General features: G+C 68.9%; 16 protein-coding genes. 11 read left to right on the top strand and 5 right to left on the bottom strand.

Translation table 11 applies throughout. The annotated features are described in order from the left end of the window. Positions 1–2: 2 nt before the first annotated feature. Genes AVME950_RS23150 through AVME950_RS23140 form a run of 3 tightly spaced genes read right to left on the bottom strand, consistent with a single transcriptional unit; the run spans position 3 to position 3,631 of the window. Positions 3–818 carry a DUF4198 domain-containing protein gene (locus AVME950_RS23150; protein ID WP_284431602.1) on the bottom strand — a complete coding sequence of 272 codons (816 nt, stop codon included), beginning with the start codon at positions 816–818 and terminating at the stop codon, positions 3–5. Positions 819–838: 20 nt separating this feature from the next. Next, positions 839–1,363, bottom strand: coding sequence for an EF-hand domain-containing protein (locus tag AVME950_RS23145; RefSeq protein ID WP_284431601.1), 525 nt, complete (start codon positions 1,361–1,363; stop codon positions 839–841). Positions 1,364–1,420: 57 nt separating this feature from the next. Further along, complete coding sequence (locus AVME950_RS23140) at positions 1,421–3,631, bottom strand: TonB-dependent hemoglobin/transferrin/lactoferrin family receptor (RefSeq protein ID WP_284431600.1); 2,211 nt, start codon at positions 3,629–3,631, stop codon at positions 1,421–1,423. Between the two features lie 605 nt (positions 3,632–4,236). Here AVME950_RS23140 and AVME950_RS23135 point away from each other — a divergent pair. The 4 genes from AVME950_RS23135 (at position 4,237) to pyk (ending at position 8,596) form a co-directional block, all read left to right on the top strand. Then, positions 4,237–4,713 carry a hypothetical protein gene (locus AVME950_RS23135; protein ID WP_284431599.1) on the top strand — a complete coding sequence of 159 codons (477 nt, stop codon included), beginning with the start codon at positions 4,237–4,239 and terminating at the stop codon, positions 4,711–4,713. Then, positions 4,710–5,201, top strand: coding sequence for a hypothetical protein (locus tag AVME950_RS23130; protein WP_284424377.1), 492 nt, complete (start codon positions 4,710–4,712; stop codon positions 5,199–5,201). The genes AVME950_RS23135 and AVME950_RS23130 overlap by 4 nt, the downstream gene beginning before the upstream one ends. Continuing rightward, complete coding sequence (locus AVME950_RS23125) at positions 5,191–6,957, top strand: hypothetical protein (protein ID WP_284431598.1); 1,767 nt, start codon at positions 5,191–5,193, stop codon at positions 6,955–6,957. Before AVME950_RS23130 ends, AVME950_RS23125 begins: the two co-directional genes overlap by 11 nt. A gap of 202 nt (positions 6,958–7,159) precedes the next feature. Then, positions 7,160–8,596: a pyruvate kinase gene (gene pyk, locus AVME950_RS23120; RefSeq protein ID WP_284401746.1), complete on the top strand. Its 1,437-nt coding sequence runs from the start codon at positions 7,160–7,162 to the stop codon at positions 8,594–8,596. Here pyk and AVME950_RS23115 read toward each other — a convergent pair. Together AVME950_RS23115 and AVME950_RS23110 are read right to left on the bottom strand one after the other, a co-directional pair. Next, entirely contained in the window at positions 8,529–9,116 is a 588-nt protein-coding gene (locus AVME950_RS23115; protein WP_284424375.1) for a phosphatase PAP2 family protein, read from the bottom strand. The two genes, pyk and AVME950_RS23115, sit on opposite strands and share 68 nt — an antisense overlap. After that, positions 9,103–9,864, bottom strand: a complete 762-nt coding sequence (locus AVME950_RS23110; RefSeq protein WP_284431597.1) for a phosphatase PAP2 family protein — start codon at positions 9,862–9,864, stop codon at positions 9,103–9,105. The genes AVME950_RS23115 and AVME950_RS23110 overlap by 14 nt, the downstream gene beginning before the upstream one ends. Positions 9,865–9,982: 118 nt before the next feature. Between AVME950_RS23110 and AVME950_RS23105 the strand changes: the two genes are divergently transcribed. The 7 genes from AVME950_RS23105 to AVME950_RS23075 all read left to right on the top strand — a co-directional run bounded on the left by AVME950_RS23105 (position 9,983) and on the right by AVME950_RS23075 (position 17,224). Further along, positions 9,983–10,684 carry a response regulator gene (locus tag AVME950_RS23105; protein WP_284424374.1) on the top strand — a complete coding sequence of 234 codons (702 nt, stop codon included), beginning with the start codon at positions 9,983–9,985 and terminating at the stop codon, positions 10,682–10,684. Between the two features lie 104 nt (positions 10,685–10,788). Next, the gene (locus AVME950_RS23100; RefSeq protein WP_284431641.1) at positions 10,789–12,117 is read left to right on the top strand and encodes a histidine kinase dimerization/phospho-acceptor domain-containing protein; all 1,329 of its coding nucleotides are present in this window, start codon (positions 10,789–10,791) and stop codon (positions 12,115–12,117) included. 93 nt (positions 12,118–12,210) lie between these two features. Continuing rightward, entirely contained in the window at positions 12,211–13,275 is a 1,065-nt protein-coding gene (gene fba / locus AVME950_RS23095) for a class II fructose-bisphosphate aldolase (RefSeq protein WP_092742855.1), read from the top strand. Positions 13,276–13,443: 168 nt separating this feature from the next. Next, positions 13,444–14,559: a Re/Si-specific NAD(P)(+) transhydrogenase subunit alpha gene (locus AVME950_RS23090; RefSeq protein WP_284407340.1), complete on the top strand. Its 1,116-nt coding sequence runs from the start codon at positions 13,444–13,446 to the stop codon at positions 14,557–14,559. Between the two features lie 16 nt (positions 14,560–14,575). Then, complete coding sequence (locus AVME950_RS23085) at positions 14,576–15,322, top strand: hypothetical protein (protein ID WP_284431596.1); 747 nt, start codon at positions 14,576–14,578, stop codon at positions 15,320–15,322. Between the two features lie 70 nt (positions 15,323–15,392). Then, entirely contained in the window at positions 15,393–15,737 is a 345-nt protein-coding gene (locus AVME950_RS23080) for an NAD(P) transhydrogenase subunit alpha part 2 (RefSeq protein ID WP_284431595.1), read from the top strand. After that, a complete protein-coding gene (locus tag AVME950_RS23075) occupies positions 15,734–17,224 on the top strand; it encodes an NAD(P)(+) transhydrogenase (Re/Si-specific) subunit beta (protein WP_284431594.1) in 1,491 nt (496 codons plus the stop codon). Before AVME950_RS23080 ends, AVME950_RS23075 begins: the two co-directional genes overlap by 4 nt. Positions 17,225–17,232 lie beyond the last annotated feature (8 nt).

Below are 17,232 nucleotides of genomic sequence, written 5' to 3'. Positions count from 1 at the left end.
CGCTACGGGGCCAGTACCCGGAAGGTCAGCGTGTAGTTGTGGCCGTACATCGGGGCCGCCGCGCCTTGCGGCGCGGGCGCACGGTGGCGCACCAGGGCCAGGTACACGCCGGGCTGTGGCGGCACGTAGTGGATGCGGCCTTGCGCATCGGTCTTCAGGCTCTCGGCGCTGTGCTGGCTGGCGAGGTCCATCGCCGAGCGGTAGAGATCCACTTTCTGCCCGGCCAGCGGCTGGCCGTCGAACTGCACGGCGAAGTCGAAGGCTTCCTTGGCGAACAGATCGCTCGGGTGCGTGGCGGGCACGATCTCCAGCCCCTTGCCCGAGCCCGCCAGCGCGGCCCGCGTGGGGGGGCCCGCGGTCACATAGGCCTCGGAGATGGATAGCGACTGGTAGTGGCTCAGCAGCCTGGCGCCGGACGGCATCGGCGTGGCGGGGTCGCGTGCCACCTCGACCTTGCCGCCGTGCTCCCAGCTGCGAAAGATCGCGCCCAGGCGCGGGCCGGTGCTGAGCCGGTACGTGCCCTGGGCGCCGGGCAGCTTCTGCTCGGCCACGGTGCGCGTCTTGAACTGGCGCACGTCGCTGAACGGCAGCGTGCCACCATCGGGCGTGGTGATGGCAAAGCGCGTGTCGCCGAACGCCACGTCAGGCAGGAAGAACTTCTCGGTGAAGCCGGCGTCCACGCTGACGGTGGAGCCGGGCTCGATGTCGAAGCTTGCGGGCAGCAGGTAGGGCGTGTGGGCGCGGGCCAGGCCGCAAAGGCCCAGGGCCAGCGCCAGGCCGGCGCGCCGCAGCCACGGCAAGAGAGGGGCGGTGTGCATGGCAGGCATGGATGGCGGCCTCAAGGCTTCTTGGCGTCGGCGGCATTGACCACGCCGTCGCCGTTGGTGTCCGCGCCTTTGAAGGTCCGGTCGGCGATGGCGAGTTCTTCGTCCTCGGTCAGGCGGCCATCCTTGTTCTTGTCCAGGATGCCAAATCGCACATGGGCCTGCTGGATCGACGCGGCGTGGGCCGCGTCGGGCGGGCGCTTCTGGGCGGCGTACTGCTGCTGCAGGCGCCCCTCGAACTCGGCCACGTATTCGGCTTCGCTGAGCCAGCCGTCCCGGTTGGTGTCGGCAGCCGCGAAGCGCTGCTTGCGCATCGCGTCGTATTCGGCGCGGGTGACCTGGCCGTCCTGGTTGGCGTCGTAGCCACCGATGAAGGCGGCATTGCCGTGGCCGCCTGCCGGCCGCGCCGGGCCGTCGCCGGCAGGGGCCGATGGGGCCGCGCAGGCCGCGAGCAGTGCCGCCACGCTGGCGGCGGTGGCGATGCCGGCCCGGCGGATGGCGCGAGGACGGCGGGAAAAGAGGGACAGTGGGTGTGGCATGGGAAGACTCCTGTGGAATGGGGAAAAAGAAGGCCGGCTGAGGCCGGCGCGGGCGGATCAGAACGCGACGGACATCGACACCGCCACCGTGCGGCCGGCATGGGTGAGCAGTTCGATGTCGCGCTGGTCGCGCGCCACCGAAGGCTGCAGGCTGCGGGCGCTGGCGTAGTCCCAGTAGCGCTTGTCGGTCAGGTTGTAGATGCCGGCCTGCAGGCGCACGCTCTTGTTCACCTGCCAGTAGCCGCTCAGGTCGAGCACGGAATAGCCGGGCACGCGGAACAGCTGGGTGGTGGCGTCGGTGAGCGCCGAGCCCGCGTTGGTGTAGCTGTCGCGGTTGGTGGCCTCTGCCCGCTTGGCGGCCACGAAGGTGCCGGTGAAGTTCACGCCCCATTGCTTCATGGGCGCGTCGTAGCCCACGCCGACGATGGCCTTGCGTGGCAGCACGGAGTCGAGCGCCACATCCTTGTCGCCGGCGTAGTGCGACCGCGACGTGCCCTTGCTCAGGCCCACCGCCCAGGTGGTGTACAGGCCGCGGGCCGCCGGGCTCCACTGGCCGTGTTCCAGGCGTGCGCTCAATTCGAGGCCGTAGATGGTGGCTTCGTCGCGGTTTTCGGCCTGGTAGATGGTGCCGATGTGCGCAGGCACGTTCGTGAACAGGCTGGGCGCGCTGGCGCGCGTGTAGCGGGTGTAGGCGATGAAATCGCGGTAGCGCGTGTAGAAGACCGAGCTGTTGAGCGTCACGCCGTCGGCCGGCGATCCCTTGACGCCCACCTCGAACGCGTTGCTCGACTCTTCCTTCAGGTCGCGGTTGCCGATCAGCGCGTACTGGTTGCCCGTGGCGTAGTTGCTGGCCATGTTCCACGAGCCGAAGATCTCGCCCGGCGACGGCGCGCGGCCGCTGCGCTTGTACTGCGCATACGTGATGAAGCGCGGCGCGAGGTCATAGGTCAGGCCCAGGCTGGGGCTCCAGAGGGTGGTGGAGGGCGCATTGCCGTACAGGCGCCTCACGTCCTGCTCAGTGAGCACGCCGGAGACGAAGTTGCCGAGGTTGCGGGTCTGGATGTCGATGCGGTCCACGCGCAGGGCGGGAATCACGGCAAGCCGCTTGCCGCCCGCATCGAAGGCGATGTCGTCCTGGAGAAAGGCGCCCAGGCGCCGGGTGGTGGTGTCGGGCTGGGGCTTCATGTAGCCCGCCACGTTCCAGGGGCGGTCCACGTCCTGGGTGGAGGCATTGGCGCCGAAGCTCAGCTGGTGCCGGCCGATGCGTTTGTCCGCCGTGGTGGACGCGCCCCAGGTGCGGGTCTGGTTCTCGGAAAGATTGCGCACCAGGGCGCCGGTGGCCAGCGTGGTGGTGTCGGTCACGTCCGTGGTGCCCGTGTCCTGGAAGTACAGGCGGGTGTCCGCGTGGTCCACCCAGGCATTGCGCGGCGTCCACTGGTGGGTCAGCTGCAGCGTGTTGCGCTCCGTGTCGCTGGCCTGGCGGGACTGCTCGGTGATGGCCGTGTTGGTGGTGTTCCACCCGTGAAAGAAGGTGTCATTCTTGCGGCGGTACAGGTCGGCCGAGAGTTCCAGCCGGTTGCTGCCGTCCAAGCGCAGGCCGCCCTTGAGCAGCAGGGCGTCCGAGTGCCAGTCGTCGGGGTAGCTGTTCACCACGTCGCTGTGGTTGCGCGCCGCGTGGCCGTCCCGGCGCGAATAGGCGATCAGGCCATCGAGGTCGCCGCTGCGGGCGGCGCCGGTGAAGCTCTCGTTCCATGCTCGGTCGGCTGAGTCGTAGCCGATCTTGGCGCCCAGGTACGAGGTCCGGTCGCCCCGCAGGTAGTCGCTCGCCGATTTGGTCTTGAAGCTCACGGCGCCCCCGATGCCGCCGGCGGAGCGCTTGGCGGAGGTGGTGCCGGACAGGATGTTGACCGAGGAAAACATCTCGGGGTCGATGAAGTCGCGCCCGATGCCGAAGGTGTTCGCGCCCACGCGGCTCACGTAGGGGCGGGTGGTGGCGTCGGGCATTTCCACGCCGTCCACGTCCATGCCCACGCGGTTGCCTTCGATCCCGCGGATGTTGTAGCCCGTCGTGCCGGAGCGGTCGAAGCTGCTGCGATTGCGGGTGGTGCCCGCAGCGGTGCCCGGGGCCGAGACCAGCGGCTGGTTGCGCACCACGTCCTTCATGCTGCCAGCCTGCTCCAGTGCCTCGCCGCTGACGACGGTGGAGGTGCCCGGACTGCGTTCGGCCTCGTCCACCACGTCCACCTGCGGCAGCAGTGCCGTCCTCACGGCGCCTGGGGTGCCGGTGCCCTGTCCCCACGCCGGCGCGGCAGGGGCGGCGAGGACCGCCAGGAGCGCAGCACCCGCCAGCGGGCGAAGGGCATGCGGAATGGGGGCGAAGCGCAGGGCGCCGTGCGCAAGAGAAACAGGCCGGAGGTGCAGGCAGTGAACCATGGAGTGCGTCGAAAAGGGTTGTCTGCTGGATACCCTCTCGCGCGGTCTGGACACTGCCGATCGCGGCACCGTCGTCCCTGCAGGTTGTCTGGCTCACGGCGCACATTGTCACACAAATGAGAATATTTCTCATTTGCGTTGGTGCATTGAATGGAAGGATTCCACGCTGCGCGATGCACCTTGCGGCCTGATGGAATCAGGCCGCTCGGCGGGGGGGCATGATCCGGCGCGCCTGCCAAGGTTCAATGTCGCGCGTTCCTGTCAACTTTGTTTTTCGCAACCCGGCCAATCGCTTCGCTTGTCGAGGCATGTGGCGCCTTCGCACATTCAACGATGGAACGGCCGGCACATTTTCAGAGACGACTGCCGGCTGGTGTAAAGGGCACCAAATCCGCATGTCGCGCGGAAATATATAAGCGATAACGGTTGAAAGAACGACGATGAAAAACGCAAAACCGAAGCCACCCGTGCGTGGCCCCGCACTGTCATCCCGGCGCAAGGCCTGTGCCAGGGACGCAGCCCTGCAACTGGGGGCCGACGAGGCCACTGCCCGGATTTTTGGAGAAACGGGCGAAGCGAAAGTGGGGCCGTTCACGCTGCGCGTGGCACCCCTGAGCCATCGGGACAATGGCCCATGGGCCGCCATTGCCACGATGGCCCGGCCCGAGCATGTTCCGGCGGAAACCTGGACCGACGCGCTGCTGGTCGCCAACGGGCAGTCGATGCTCAGCTCCGACTGGGGCTATGGCATGGAAGACAACGGCGATGCCGTGCTGGTGCGCCGCCTGGAGACGCAGCAGGAAAACGAGCAGCTTCTTGCCGCGCAGCTTGGCGGCTTGCTGGCCATGTGCCAAGCCACCCGGGAGGGGGTGCTGGCACTGGGCGCAGCCTCGCCGCGCAAAGGAGGTGTGCAATGAGCGCCGTTCTCGCACCCCGCCCGCAGCCACCCGCCCCTGTGCAGGAGTTCGAAGCGTCATCCCGCGTTCTGGCGCTGGTCAGGGACACGGCCTTGTTCCTGGGCGCATCGCAGGAGCAGGCAAAGGATGCCTCGCGCACCGGAACCATCGCCCTGGAAAGCCGCACCATTGCCTTGGTGCCCGACGTGGACGAGGAGGCGCTGATCATGACAGCGCCCTTGCTCGCAGACTGCCTGGACGATCCGGCCCGGCGCGTGGCTGCGCTGCAGGCATCCACGCAGCTGATGCTCAGCCTTGGAGCCGTTTTTGCCCGCGGTTTCGCGGGGCCGCAACTGCTGTGCCGGTGTCCACTGGGCAACGCCTCGGCGGAGGTCGTCGCTCGGCACATTCTGCAACTGGCTGCGCTGGCCAATGCCGTGCAGGCGGGCGTTCCCTGCGCGGCACCCGAAGCCTCCGGCGGCCACAAGGAGCGTACCCATGCTCAATAAAACGAACGCGTCCGGTTCGACCACACCGATCCGCCCCACACTTTCCCCTGAACCTCAGACGCCCCAGGCCCGCTCCTCGGGCGCCAGCATTTCCGGACGCCTTCAGCACGAGTCGCTGACCGGCCGGCGAGGCCTTTCCCATGCGCATCCGCAGACGATGCCGCCGCGCCAGGCGCTTCAAGAAGGGGATTCCTTCTCCCTGCTGTCCAGTCCTACGCGTTCCGAATCCTTCCATACCCCTCTATCCGGAGGCAGCCGTCGCTGGATTGGCAGCGAACCCGTTACTCCGAACGCCGGTGGTTTCGGTGAGGGAACGGCGATGACCGAGGTTTCAAACGCCAATGCGTCGTTCTCGCCCATGGGCCAGTTGCCGGCGCTGGAAGAGCTCGTTGATATCCCGCTGGACCGGTTCCTGCGCGCCAGTCGCCGGGTCGATATGCCAGAGCTGCAGGAACACGAGGAGCCGGCGGTGCCTGAGCCGCAGAGCTGGAACGCGATGCTGCGGCAATTGGGCATCGGCGCGATGGAAACCGGAGGGGCGGCCTTGCACCGGCTCGGGGAGGCGGCCACTGCGGCCCGCACCGCGGTCTCGGAGTCCACCACGGTGCAGGCCGTGGGTTCGATGCTGCCCAGCCAGCGCATCATGGGCGCGGTACTGGGCCATGGCATCCACCAGGCGGCTTCGGTCTTCGTGCCCACCTTTCTGCGCGAGATGATGGGAGAGTCCATGAAGGTCGCGTTTCGCGCCACACCGCCCAACATGGTCCTGGGCATGCAGGTGGGCGTGGGGCTGCTCAACATCGGCATGGCCGTGATGCGGGAACGGCGCGAGGCACGCGATCCGGACACGGCCGCGCGGGGTTTTCATGCGATGACCGCGGAGCAATGGGCCGAATGTTCGGACGATCAGCGCGCGTCAATGCGCCAGACGCAGCAGCTCATGTCGCGCATCGTGACGCTGGAGCAGATCGGTGCGTCCATGGCCTCAATCGGGCTGTCGCTGCATGGCACGCTCACCGGCAACGTGGGCATGGCCACCGATGTGCTTGCAGGGGACATCAAGACCGTTGCGTATTCCTTCGCACGCGACTTCATTCAGGCGTCCTTCAGCATGGTCGGCACGCGGGAGGAAACGTCCGGCGGCGTGAGCGGCAGCCACCTCAACTCGGCCAGCCTGTTCTATGGACTGGCCAACGTCGTGGGCAACAACGCGTGGTCCCAGCTTCCGATTCTGGGAGGGGATACTGCTGCCGCCCGCGCCGTGCTGTTGGATGGGGCCAGCAGCAGTGGCGCCCGAAGCGATGCGTGGGGCGACATTGCAGGGGTGTCCGCCATCAAGGCCGCCATCAACTGGGCGGTGGAGACCGCGGACTGGATATCCGTCACCCAGCAGGAGGCGCTGCAGTCCGGTACGGTGCAGCAATGGAATCCTCGCGTCACGGGAACGGACTATGGCCGTTTGCTGGACCAGACGCCTGCGCGCATCACCGCCATCTCGGCGGGGAATGCCGTCTTCAACATCCTCGGGAATGTGAACCGCGGGGGGACGCTAAGTCAGCAGGACTTGTTGAGCAATTCCCTCGCCGGCATGTTGGCGGGGTTGGGGTACGCGGCCATCGGAGGAAGCTGGCAGGCAGAGGGCGCGGTGCGTGCGGTCCGCTGGGAAGCCGAGGCCGAGGCTCGCAATGCCGGCGTTGCTCCCCAGGTCGGGTTGCGGCAGCGCCGGCCCCATCCGGAAGGCGACGCACAGGTCTGAGGTTTCGATGCCCGGGCGGATGGACCGCCCGGGCATCGAGGGCGGCCCAAGGTCTGCCGCAGCGGGGGTGGCCCTCTGCAGCCCTGCCAGTGCAGACCTGCTTTGGCCATGGCGCGCAGTCGGGGTCTGCCTGAAGGTGATGTAACCTCTTTTCATGCAAAATTGAAACCCGATTACATCCATGCAGAGAGACCGAACCGCCATGCAGATCCGCCGCGCCACCAAGATCGTTGCCACCCTCGGGCCCGCTTCCAGCGACCCGCAACTGCTGGAGCAGATGATCCGTGCCGGGGTCAATGTGGTGCGGCTGAACTTCAGCCACGGCAAGGCGCAGGACCACATCGATCGCGCCATCGCCGTGCGCGAGGCCGCACAGCGCGCGGGCCGCGAGGTGGCCATCATGGCCGACCTGCAGGGCCCCAAGATCCGCGTGGGCAAGTTCGCCGAAGGCCGCGTGCAGCTGCAGCAGGGCCAGTCCTTCATCCTCGACGCGTCGCGCACCATTCCGGGCGACGACAACGGCGTGGGCCTCGATTACAAGGAACTGCCGCGCGATGTGAAGGCCGGCGACGTGCTGCTGCTCAACGACGGCCTGATCGTGCTGGTGGTGAACGCCGTGCGCGGTGAGGAAGTGCACACCACCGTCAAGATCGGTGGCGAGCTGTCCAACAACAAGGGCATCAACAAGCAGGGAGGCGGCCTCACCGCACCGGCCCTCACCGCCAAGGACATGGAGGACATCCGCACCGCGATGAGCTTCCAGGCCGACTACGTGGCCGTGAGCTTTCCCAAGAACGCCACCGACATGGAAATGGCGCGCCAGCTGTGCAATGTGGCTGCAGCCGAGTACCGGCACAAGCCGGGCCTGATCGCCAAGATCGAGCGGGCCGAGGCCGTGCCGCGCCTGGAGGAAATCCTGCGCGTGTCCGACGGCATCATGGTGGCGCGGGGCGACCTGGCCGTGGAGGTGGGCAACGCGGCCGTTCCGGCGCTGCAAAAGAAGATGATCCGCATGGCGCGCGACATGGACAAGGTCGTCATCACCGCCACGCAGATGATGGAAAGCATGATCACCAATCCCGTGCCCACGCGCGCCGAGGTGAGCGACGTAGCCAACGCCGTGCTGGACGGCACCGACGCCGTGATGCTGAGCGCCGAGACCGCTGCAGGCAAATACCCGCTGGAGACGGTCGAGGAGATGGCCAAGATCTGCGCCGCCGCCGAGGCGGCGGAAGACCCCGAGCGCGATTCCGACTTCACCGGCCAGACCCTGGGCCGCATCGACCAGTCCATCGCCATGGGCGCGCTCTTCACGGCCCACCACCTGGGGGCCAAGGCCATCGTGGCCATGACGGAGAGCGGCTCCACCGCGCTGTGGATGAGCCGCCACCGCATCCACATTCCCATCTACGCGCTCACCCCCAAGGTGGCCACGCAGCGCAAGATGGCCATGTACCGCAACGTGCGCCCACTGCTCATGGACACCAGCGCCGACCGCGACACCGCGCTGGAACAGGCCGAAGGCCACCTCAAGAGCCGCAACATCGTGCAGCAGGGCGACCTGTACGCGATCACGTGCGGCGAGCCGATGGGCGCGCCGGGCGGAACCAATATGCTGAAGATCTGCCGCGCCAGCTGAGCGCGTGCCGCAGCAGGGCCCTGGCGAACAGGGCGCTCGCGCAGCCGGTCAGTGCGCCCGCCAGCACGTCCGCGGGAAAGTGCACACCCAGGCAGACACGGCTCCACGCCACGGCCGCCGCCAGTCCGAAAGCCAGCCATTGCCAGGGCGCGTGGCGCCGGTGCAGCCCCAGGGCCAACCCCTGGGCCAGCGCGAACGCGCCGGTGGCATGCATGCTGGGAAAGCCCGCGCGGACGCCGTGCTCGATCCACTGCACGCCGAGGCCCAGCTGCCCCGGGCGGGGCATGGGAAACCATGCGCGGATGCCGTGCGCGGCGCACCAGGCGACTACTACGGCCACCAGGCTCAGCATGAGGGCCTGGCGCAGCCGGGGGCTGCCAAAGGCCAGGCCCGCGGCCACCAGCAGCCCTGCAAGGATGGGGAACCCCTGCGACAGCCAGCGCGCGGCGGTCACGATGCCGGCCGGGGTCGCTGCCGTGGCGTTCACGGCCGTGAACAGGGCCAGTTCAATGGACAGCATGGGCGTCGGCTTCGGCGGTCAGGTGGCTGTCCAGTTCCGGGAAATGCCGGCGCATCCACTGTCCCCCGAGGTCGCACAGCCAGCCCGTCATCCAGCAGAACCAGCCAGTCCACAGCGTGTGGCTGGTGAAGTGGGCGCCGCGTGCCTGCTGCGCCAGTCCGAGGATGACACCGGCGGCCAGGGCGCCGGCCAGCCACCAGCGCGCGGCGCGTGGCGCCTTGCGGCGCAGGGCGAAATAGCCACCGAGGAACGCGAAGCCGGCCGAGGCATGCCCTGCGGGAAAGCAGTGGCCGCCGCCGCCGTCCGTCACGCCCAGGGCCCAATGCGAGGCGTAGCGCGCCACGCCACCGAACTCCGCCAGGTCCCAGGGGCAACTGGTGGTGCTGCTCTGCTTGAGCAGGGCAATCACCCCCAGCGACAGCAGGGCGCTGATCGCCATCTGCACCCGCTCGCCGTGGGCCAGGCGGCGCAGCACGCCCACCGGCCACCACACGCCGACAGCGAGCACCAGCACCAGCACCCAGCCCAGCCGCCGCGCGCCCTCATGGAGCACGTGCACGAAAAGCCAGTGGTCGCGCAGGGGAAAGCCCTGTGCCGAGCCGAACACCCGGGCCAGATCGAGGTCCAGGCCCGAACTGTCCCAGGCGATGAGCACCGCCAGGACGCCCAGCGCCCAGGCCAGCGGTGGAAGCGAAGCGGAGAGTCGCGATGCGGCAGGCGCAGCGACAGGGGAGTAGGAAGTCGGCATGGGGGCGGACGATAGGCAGCCGCTCTTAACGCCGTCTTAACGGTGGTCCCCGCCATGTTTGTCGGTCCGCCGGACGGGCGGGCTCTGGCGAATCCGCATCGCGGTGACAATCGCCCCCATGCGAATCCTCGTGGTCGAAGACGATGCAGGCATTGCCGACGGCCTGCGCACCAACCTGCACCAGCGCGGCTATGCGGTGGACGTGTGTTCCAGCGTGGCGGCCGCCTGGAGCGCCCTGCGCATGGAGCGGTTCGATGCCGTGCTGCTGGACCTGGGCCTGCCCGATGGCGATGGCGCCCAGCTGCTGCGCCGGTTGCGCCACAGCCCGCCCGGTGCCCCGGGCGCGCCCGCGCTGCCCGATCCGGCCCTGCCGGTGCTGATCCTCACCGCCCGGGACCAGGTCCACCAGCGCATCGCGGGCCTGGATGAAGGGGCCGACGACTACCTGGCCAAGCCGTTCGACGTGGACGAGCTGGAAGCGCGCCTGCGCGCCCTGCTGCGCCGGGCTGCGGGCCGGGCATCGCCCACCATCCGCCATGGCGATCTGGAGGTGGACCCCGCCGCGCGCACGGTACGCCGCGCCGGACAGCAGGTGGACATGTCCCCACGCGAGTTTTCGGTGCTGCTGGTGCTGCTGGAGTCGCGCGGCCGGGTGCTGTCGCGCCAGCAGATCGAGGAAAGCCTCTACAGCTGGCAGAGCGCGGTGGAGAGCAATGCGGTGGAAGTGCACATCCACCATCTGCGCCGCAAGCTCGGCAGCGGGCGCATCCAGACCATGCGCGGCGTGGGCTACTTCATGCCGCTGGAGGACACGCCATGAGCCGCGTCCTTCCGACCGACCCACCGATCCCCGAGCCCGCCGACATCGCCGCGGCGCCCGTGCCACCTGTGCCACCTGTGCCACCTGTGCGCAGGGGCTCGCTCATGCGGCGCCTGCTGCTGTGGACGTTGGGCGCGCTGGTGGTCGTGTGGGGCACCTTCGTCGGGCTGGGCTACCAGACCGGGGTGCACGAGGCCGACGAACTGACCGACGGGCACCTGGCCAGCGTCGCCGCGCTGCTGCTCAATTTGCGCGCCTCCGACGGGGTCGAGCCGTCACTGGCCACGCGACGCGCCCCCACGCCCTGGCTCAAGGCGCATGACTACCAGCAATCGCTGAGCGTGGTGTTGTGGGGAGCGAACGGCCAGTTGCTGTCGCGCACGGGCAGCGCGCCGCTGCCGGCGTTCGACCTGCCGGACGGCTTCGCCGACCTGGAGCTGGGCGAGCCGTCGGTGTCCTGGCGCGGGTTCTCGCAGTGGGATGCGGCCCACGAACGCAAGATCATGGTGCTGCTCAACCTGGACGAGCGCGACGACCTGGCCGACGACATCGCCGGCCAGATCATCGAGCCCGGGCTGTGGCTGCTGCCGGTGGTGGCGCTGGCGCTGGGCCTGGCGGTGCGGCGCGGGCTGCGGCCGCTGTACTCGCTGTCGGACGCCGTGGCCCGGCTGGACGTGGTGCGGGCCGAGCGGCTGGACGCCGGCAACGCCCCGCGCGAACTCGACCCGATGGTCGTGTCCATCAACACCCTGCTGGACCGCCAGCAGGCGGCGCTGGCGCGCGAGCGGCGGCTGGCCAACGAGGTGGCGCACGAGCTGCGCACGCCGCTGTCGTCCATCGTGCTGCAGGCGCGGGCGCTGGACGGGGGGCTGTCGGCGCAGGAGCAGGCCCAGGCGCTGGCCCGGATCGGGCAGGATGCGCTGCGCGCCGGGCACGTGCTCAACCAGCTGCTCGCCCTGGCACGCGCCAGCCGCACCCAGCTGCACGAGGCGGCCGCGCCCGTCGATCTGGCCGAACTGGCGCGCGGCGTGAGCGCCGACTACGCCCAGGCGGCCTGGGCGCGCGAGGACAGCATCGCCGTCGCGGCGCCCGGCGCCTTGGTCTGGCACGGCAACGCGGTGCTGCTGGAGATCGCTCTGCGCAACCTGCTGGAGAACGCCCTCAAGCACACGCCGCACGGCACCCGCATCGAGGTGCAGCTGGGGCAGGCCGAGCACGGCGGCCCCTGGCTGCAGGTGGTGGACGACGGCGCCCGGCACCATGCCCAGGGCGCTGCGCCCGCACCGGTGGACAGCCTGCACCTGGGGCACGAGATTGTCGCGCGCGTGGCGGAGGCGCACGGCGCGCGCTTCGGCCCGGGCGCCGTGCCGCCGCCATTCACCACCTGCTACCGTCTGGAATTCATGGATTCCCCGGCGGGGCCGACCGGATAAAATCGCCGGTTACGAAGCGGTTACCACCGCGGCCGACGGCCCTTCAGGGCCTGCGTGCCTTCCCCACTGCCCACCATTGAACGGACCCATCCCATGCCTCTCGTCTCGATGCGCGAACTGCTCGACCATGCCGCCGAAAACCGCTACGGCATTCCCGCCTTCAACGTGAACAACCTGGAACAGGTCCAGGCCGTCATGGCCGCCGCCGACGAGACGGGCGCCCCGGTCATCCTGCAGGCCAGCGCCGGCGCCCGCAAGTACGCCGGCGAAGCCTTCATCAAGCACCTGATCCAGGCCGCCGTCGAGGCCTACCCCCACATTCCCCTGGTCATGCACCAGGACCACGGCCAGAACCCCGCCGTGTGCCAGGGCGCGATCGACCTGGGTTTTTCGTCCGTGATGATGGACGGCTCGCTCGAGGCTGACGGCAAGACCATCGCCAGCTACGAATACAACGTGGACGTGACGCGCAAGGTCGTGGACATGGCGCACAAGGTCGGCGTCACGGTCGAGGGCGAACTGGGCTGCCTGGGCTCGCTGGAGACCATGAAAGGCGACAAGGAAGACGGCCACGGCACCGACGCCACCATGACGCGCGAGCAGCTGCTGACCGATCCCGAGCAGGCCGCCGACTTCGTCAAGCGCACCCAGCTCGATGCGCTGGCCATCGCCATCGGCACCAGCCACGGCGCCTACAAGTTCACGCGCAAGCCCACGGGCGACATCCTGGCCATCGACCGCATCCAGGAAATCCACCGCCGCATCCCCAACACCCACCTGGTGATGCACGGCAGCTCCAGCGTGCCGCAGGAACTGCTGGAGATCATTCGCCAGTACGGCGGCAACATGAAGGAAACCTATGGCGTGCCCGTCGAGGAAATCCAGAAGGCCATCCAGATCGGCGTGCGCAAGATCAACATCGACACCGACATCCGCCTGGCCATGACGGGCGCCGTGCGCAAGTTCCTGGCCGAGAACCCCGAAAAGTTCGATGCCCGCGAATGGCTCAAGCCCGCGCGCGAGGCCGCCAAGGCCATCTGCAAGCAGCGCTACATCGAGTTCGGCTGCGAAGGCCAGGCACCCAAGATCAAGGGCCACAGCCTGCAGGTCGTGGCCGGCCAGTACGCCGCGGGCGCGCTGGCCCAGGTGGTGAACTGACCCCTGCGCCGCGCGGGGGCGCTGGCGCCCCCGCACGCCAAGGCCCGGCGCATTCGCGTGCGCCGGGCCTTCGTCATGGGGGCGTGCCGATGCCGCGGAGCGCATCGGGTAAGCTCGGGCCCAGTGAGCGGAGATCGCCGAGCACACGCCAGCCGGGAGACAGACAACATGCAGATAGGTGTACCAGCCGAGTCCATGGTTGGAGAAACCCGGGTCGCCGCGACCCCGGAGACGGTCAAGAAGCTCAAGGCCCAGGGCCATGCGGTGCGCATCCAGGCGGGTGCCGGCGTGGCCGCCAGCGTGCCGGATGCCGCCTATGCCGCGGCCGGCGCCGAGATCGTGGACACCGCCAGCGCCTGGGGCGCCGACCTCGTGCTCAAGGTCCGCTGCCCCACCGAATCTGAAACGCCCCTGTTGCGCCCCGGCGCCACGCTGGTCGGCATGCTCAACCCCTTCGATGCGGCCGGCCTGCAGCGGCTGGCGCAGGCGGGCGTCACCGCCTATGCGCTGGAGGCCGCGCCCCGCACCACGCGCGCCCAGAGCATGGACGTGCTGTCTTCCCAGGCCAACATCGCCGGCTACAAGGCCGTGATGATCGCGGCCGACCGCTACCAGCGCTTCTTTCCCATGCTCATGACCGCCGCCGGCACGGTGAAGGCCGCGCGCGTGGTGGTGCTGGGCGTGGGCGTGGCCGGCCTGCAGGCCATCGCCACAGCCAAGCGGCTGGGCGCGGTGATCGAGGCCTCCGACGTGCGGCCCTCGGTCAAGGACCAGGTCGAATCGCTGGGCGCGAAGTTCATCGACGTGCCCTTCGAAACCGACGAAGAGAAAGAGGCCGCCCAGGGCTCCGGCGGCTATGCGCGCGCCATGCCGGCCAGCTGGCTGGAACGCCAGAAGGTGGAGGTGGCCAAGCGCGTGGCCCAGGCCGACGTGGTCATCACCACCGCCCTCATTCCCGGCCGGCCCGCACCGGTGCTGGTGACCGAGGCGATGGTGCAGTCCATGAAGCCGGGCTCGGTGATCGTCGACATCGCCGCTCCCCAGGGCGGCAACTGCCCGCTGACCGAAGCCGGCCAGACCGTGGTGCGCCATGGCGTGACGCTGGTCGGCGAAACCAACCTGCCCGCGCTGGTGGCGGCCGATGCCTCGGCACTCTACGCGCGCAACGTGCTCGATTTCCTCAAGCTCATCATCCACCCCGAAGGGGCCCTGCACGTGGACCGGCAAGACGACATCGTCGCCGCCTGCCTCGTGGCCCATGAAGGCGCGGTCACCCGCGCATGACAAGACAAGCATTCCTGTGAAGACCCGGCTTTCATCCCTGCTCCCCCTGTCCCCCCGCCTTGGCGGCCCGCTGCTGGCCATCGCCTCGCTGCTCACCCTGGCCGCCTGCGCGCCCGTGCAGCCCGCGCTGCCGCACGTGGGCCGTGCGCAGCTGGAACTGCCGCCCGGCGACTGGGAGGCGCTGGGCCGCCGCGACGAGGTGATCGACGTGCTGCCCGACGACACCTCCGCCGACCTGCCCACGCAGATGACCGCCATGGGCCTGCGCGGTCCGGGCAAGGACCGGCCGCTGCTGGCCGTGCTGCTGGTGCAGACCAACAGCACCAACTACCCGCGCGACACCACGCTGTGGACGGCCCCGTGCCCCCAGCAGCAGGGCGTGTTCGTCGAGGACAAGGCCCAGGGCAGCCCCGCGCGCATCGACTGCCTGCGCTACAAGCGCCGCGCCGATACCGAGGACTACCTGGCCAAGAACCGCCCCGCCGTGGCGCAGTGGCTGTCCATGAACCAGGCGGCGCCCGCCAAGCCGTACTCGCACGTGTTCTTCCGCTATACCACCAACGGCGGCGCCATCGTCACCATCGATGCACTGGTCGATCAGCGCCTGCTGCGCCCGCCCACGCGCGACAACGAGGCCTTCCTGCGCGCCGGCCGCCCCGCGCTGGAGTGGGGCGACAAGATGGCGCAGGCCGCGCGGTTGAGCACCGCGATGATGGACGGCCGGCTGATCGTGCCGCCGTTCCCGGTCGCCCCGCCGCAGTAGCCATTCCGCCGTTCCGCCAGTCGTCCGTTCCTTCGCCCCGTTCGCCCCTTCACCTTCAAGGAGTGCTGCCATGGATGCCGTTTCCCCCACGCTGATCAACCTGATCATCTTCGTGCTGGCCATCTATGTCGGCTACCACGTGGTGTGGACCGTGACCCCGGCGCTGCACACGCCGCTGATGGCGGTGACGAATGCGATCTCGGCCATCGTGATCGTCGGCGCCATGCTGGCCGCGGCCCTCACCGAGACCACCCTGGGCAAGACCATGGGCGTGCTCGCAGTGGCGCTGGCCGCGGTGAACGTGTTCGGGGGCTTCCTCGTCACGCGGCGCATGCTGGAGATGTTCCGCAAGAAGGAGCGCAAGCCCGCGGCCTCCGCTGGCGCCGGCGCCGCTTCCGACAAGGCCGCGCCATGAGCATGAACCTTGTCACGCTGCTGTACCTGGTGGCCAGCGTCTGCTTCATCCAGGCGCTCAAGGGGCTCTCGCATCCCACCACCTCGATCCGGGGCAACCTGTTCGGCATGGCCGGCATGGCGATCGCCGTGCTCACCACCGCCGCGTTGATCTGGAGCGTCACGCGCGGCGCGCCCATGGGCCTGGCCTGGGTGCTGCTCGGGTTGCTCGTCGGGGGCGCTGCCGGCACGGTGATGGCCCAGCGGGTGGAGATGACCAAGATGCCCGAACTGGTCGCCTTCATGCACAGCATGATCGGCCTGGCGGCCGTGTTCATCGCCGTCGCCGCGGTGGCCGAGCCCTGGGCCTTCGGCATCGTGCCACCCCCTGTTCCGGCCCTGGCCAGCGCCGCCACACCCGAGGGCACCGTGCTGGTGGAAGGCTTCGCGCGGCTACCGATCCCGTTCGGCAACCGGCTGGAGCTGTTCCTGGGCGCGGCCATCGGCGCCATCACCTTCAGCGGCTCGGTGATCGCCTTCGGCAAGCTGTCGGGCAAATACAAGTTTCGCTGGTTCCAGGGCGCGCCGGTGCAGTTCAAGGGCCAGCACCTGCTCAACCTCGTGCTGGGCCTGGCGACCATCGGGCTCGGGCTGGTCTACATGGCCACCGAGAGCTGGACCGCCTTCTTCGCCATGCTGGCGCTGGCGTTCGTGATGGGCGTGCTCATCATCATTCCCATCGGCGGCGCGGACATGCCGGTGGTGGTCTCGATGCTCAACAGCTACTCGGGCTGGGCGGCGGCGGGCATCGGCTTCAGCCTGAACAACAGCATGCTCATCATCGCCGGATCGCTGGTGGGCAGCTCTGGCGCCATCCTGTCCTACATCATGTGCAAGGCGATGAACCGCTCGTTCTTCAACGTGATCCTGGGTGGGTTCGGCGGCGATGCGGCGGCGGCTTCGGCCGGCGGCGCGCAGGCGCAGCGCAGCGTCAAGAGCGGCAGCGCCGACGACGCCGCCTTCGTGCTGGGCAACGCCGAGACCGTGGTGATCGTGCCCGGCTACGGCCTGGCCGTGGCGCGCGCCCAGCATGCGGTCAAGGAGCTGGCCGCCAAGCTGGCCGAGAAGGGCATCACCGTCAAATACGCCATCCACCCGGTAGCCGGGCGCATGCCGGGCCACATGAACGTGCTGCTCGCCGAGGCCGAGGTGCCCTACGACCAGGTGTTCGAGATGGAAGACATCAACGGCGAATTCGGACAGGTGGACGTGGCCATCATCCTCGGCGCCAACGACGTGGTGAACCCTGCCGCGCACACCAAGGGCAGCCCCATCTACGGCATGCCCATCCTGGAGGCCTACAAGGCCAAGACCGTGATCGTGAACAAGCGCTCCATGGCGGCGGGCTATGCCGGCCTGGACAACGAACTGTTCTACATGGACAAGACCATGATGGTCTTCGGCGACGCGAAGAAAGTCGTGGAGGACATCGGCAAGGCCATCGAATAGGCCCGCGC

Origin of the sequence: Acidovorax sp. SUPP950 (assembly GCF_030158935.1) — a bacterium.
Taxonomy (GTDB): Bacteria; Pseudomonadota; Gammaproteobacteria; order Burkholderiales; family Burkholderiaceae_C; genus Paracidovorax.
This window is presented reverse-complemented; position numbering and strand designations above follow the sequence as displayed.

Excerpts from the sequence above, each read along its gene's own strand:
- AVME950_RS23150 (WP_284431602.1), bottom strand. The coding sequence starts at position 818 with ATGCACACCGCCCCTCTCTTGCCGTGGCTGCGGCGCGCCGGCCTGGCG.
- AVME950_RS23145 (WP_284431601.1), bottom strand. The coding sequence starts at position 1,363 with ATGCCACACCCACTGTCCCTCTTTTCCCGCCGTCCTCGCGCCATCCGC.
- AVME950_RS23135 (WP_284431599.1), top strand. The coding sequence starts at position 4,237 with ATGAAAAACGCAAAACCGAAGCCACCCGTGCGTGGCCCCGCACTGTCA.
- AVME950_RS23130 (WP_284424377.1), top strand. The coding sequence starts at position 4,710 with ATGAGCGCCGTTCTCGCACCCCGCCCGCAGCCACCCGCCCCTGTGCAG.
- AVME950_RS23125 (WP_284431598.1), top strand. The coding sequence starts at position 5,191 with ATGCTCAATAAAACGAACGCGTCCGGTTCGACCACACCGATCCGCCCC.
- pyk (WP_284401746.1), top strand. The coding sequence starts at position 7,160 with ATGCAGATCCGCCGCGCCACCAAGATCGTTGCCACCCTCGGGCCCGCT.
- AVME950_RS23115 (WP_284424375.1), bottom strand. The coding sequence starts at position 9,116 with ATGCTGTCCATTGAACTGGCCCTGTTCACGGCCGTGAACGCCACGGCA.
- AVME950_RS23110 (WP_284431597.1), bottom strand. The coding sequence starts at position 9,864 with ATGCCGACTTCCTACTCCCCTGTCGCTGCGCCTGCCGCATCGCGACTC.
- AVME950_RS23105 (WP_284424374.1), top strand. The coding sequence starts at position 9,983 with ATGCGAATCCTCGTGGTCGAAGACGATGCAGGCATTGCCGACGGCCTG.
- AVME950_RS23100 (WP_284431641.1), top strand. The coding sequence starts at position 10,789 with ATGCGGCGCCTGCTGCTGTGGACGTTGGGCGCGCTGGTGGTCGTGTGG.
- fba (WP_092742855.1), top strand. The coding sequence starts at position 12,211 with ATGCCTCTCGTCTCGATGCGCGAACTGCTCGACCATGCCGCCGAAAAC.
- AVME950_RS23090 (WP_284407340.1), top strand. The coding sequence starts at position 13,444 with ATGCAGATAGGTGTACCAGCCGAGTCCATGGTTGGAGAAACCCGGGTC.
- AVME950_RS23080 (WP_284431595.1), top strand. The coding sequence starts at position 15,393 with ATGGATGCCGTTTCCCCCACGCTGATCAACCTGATCATCTTCGTGCTG.
- AVME950_RS23075 (WP_284431594.1), top strand. The coding sequence starts at position 15,734 with ATGAGCATGAACCTTGTCACGCTGCTGTACCTGGTGGCCAGCGTCTGC.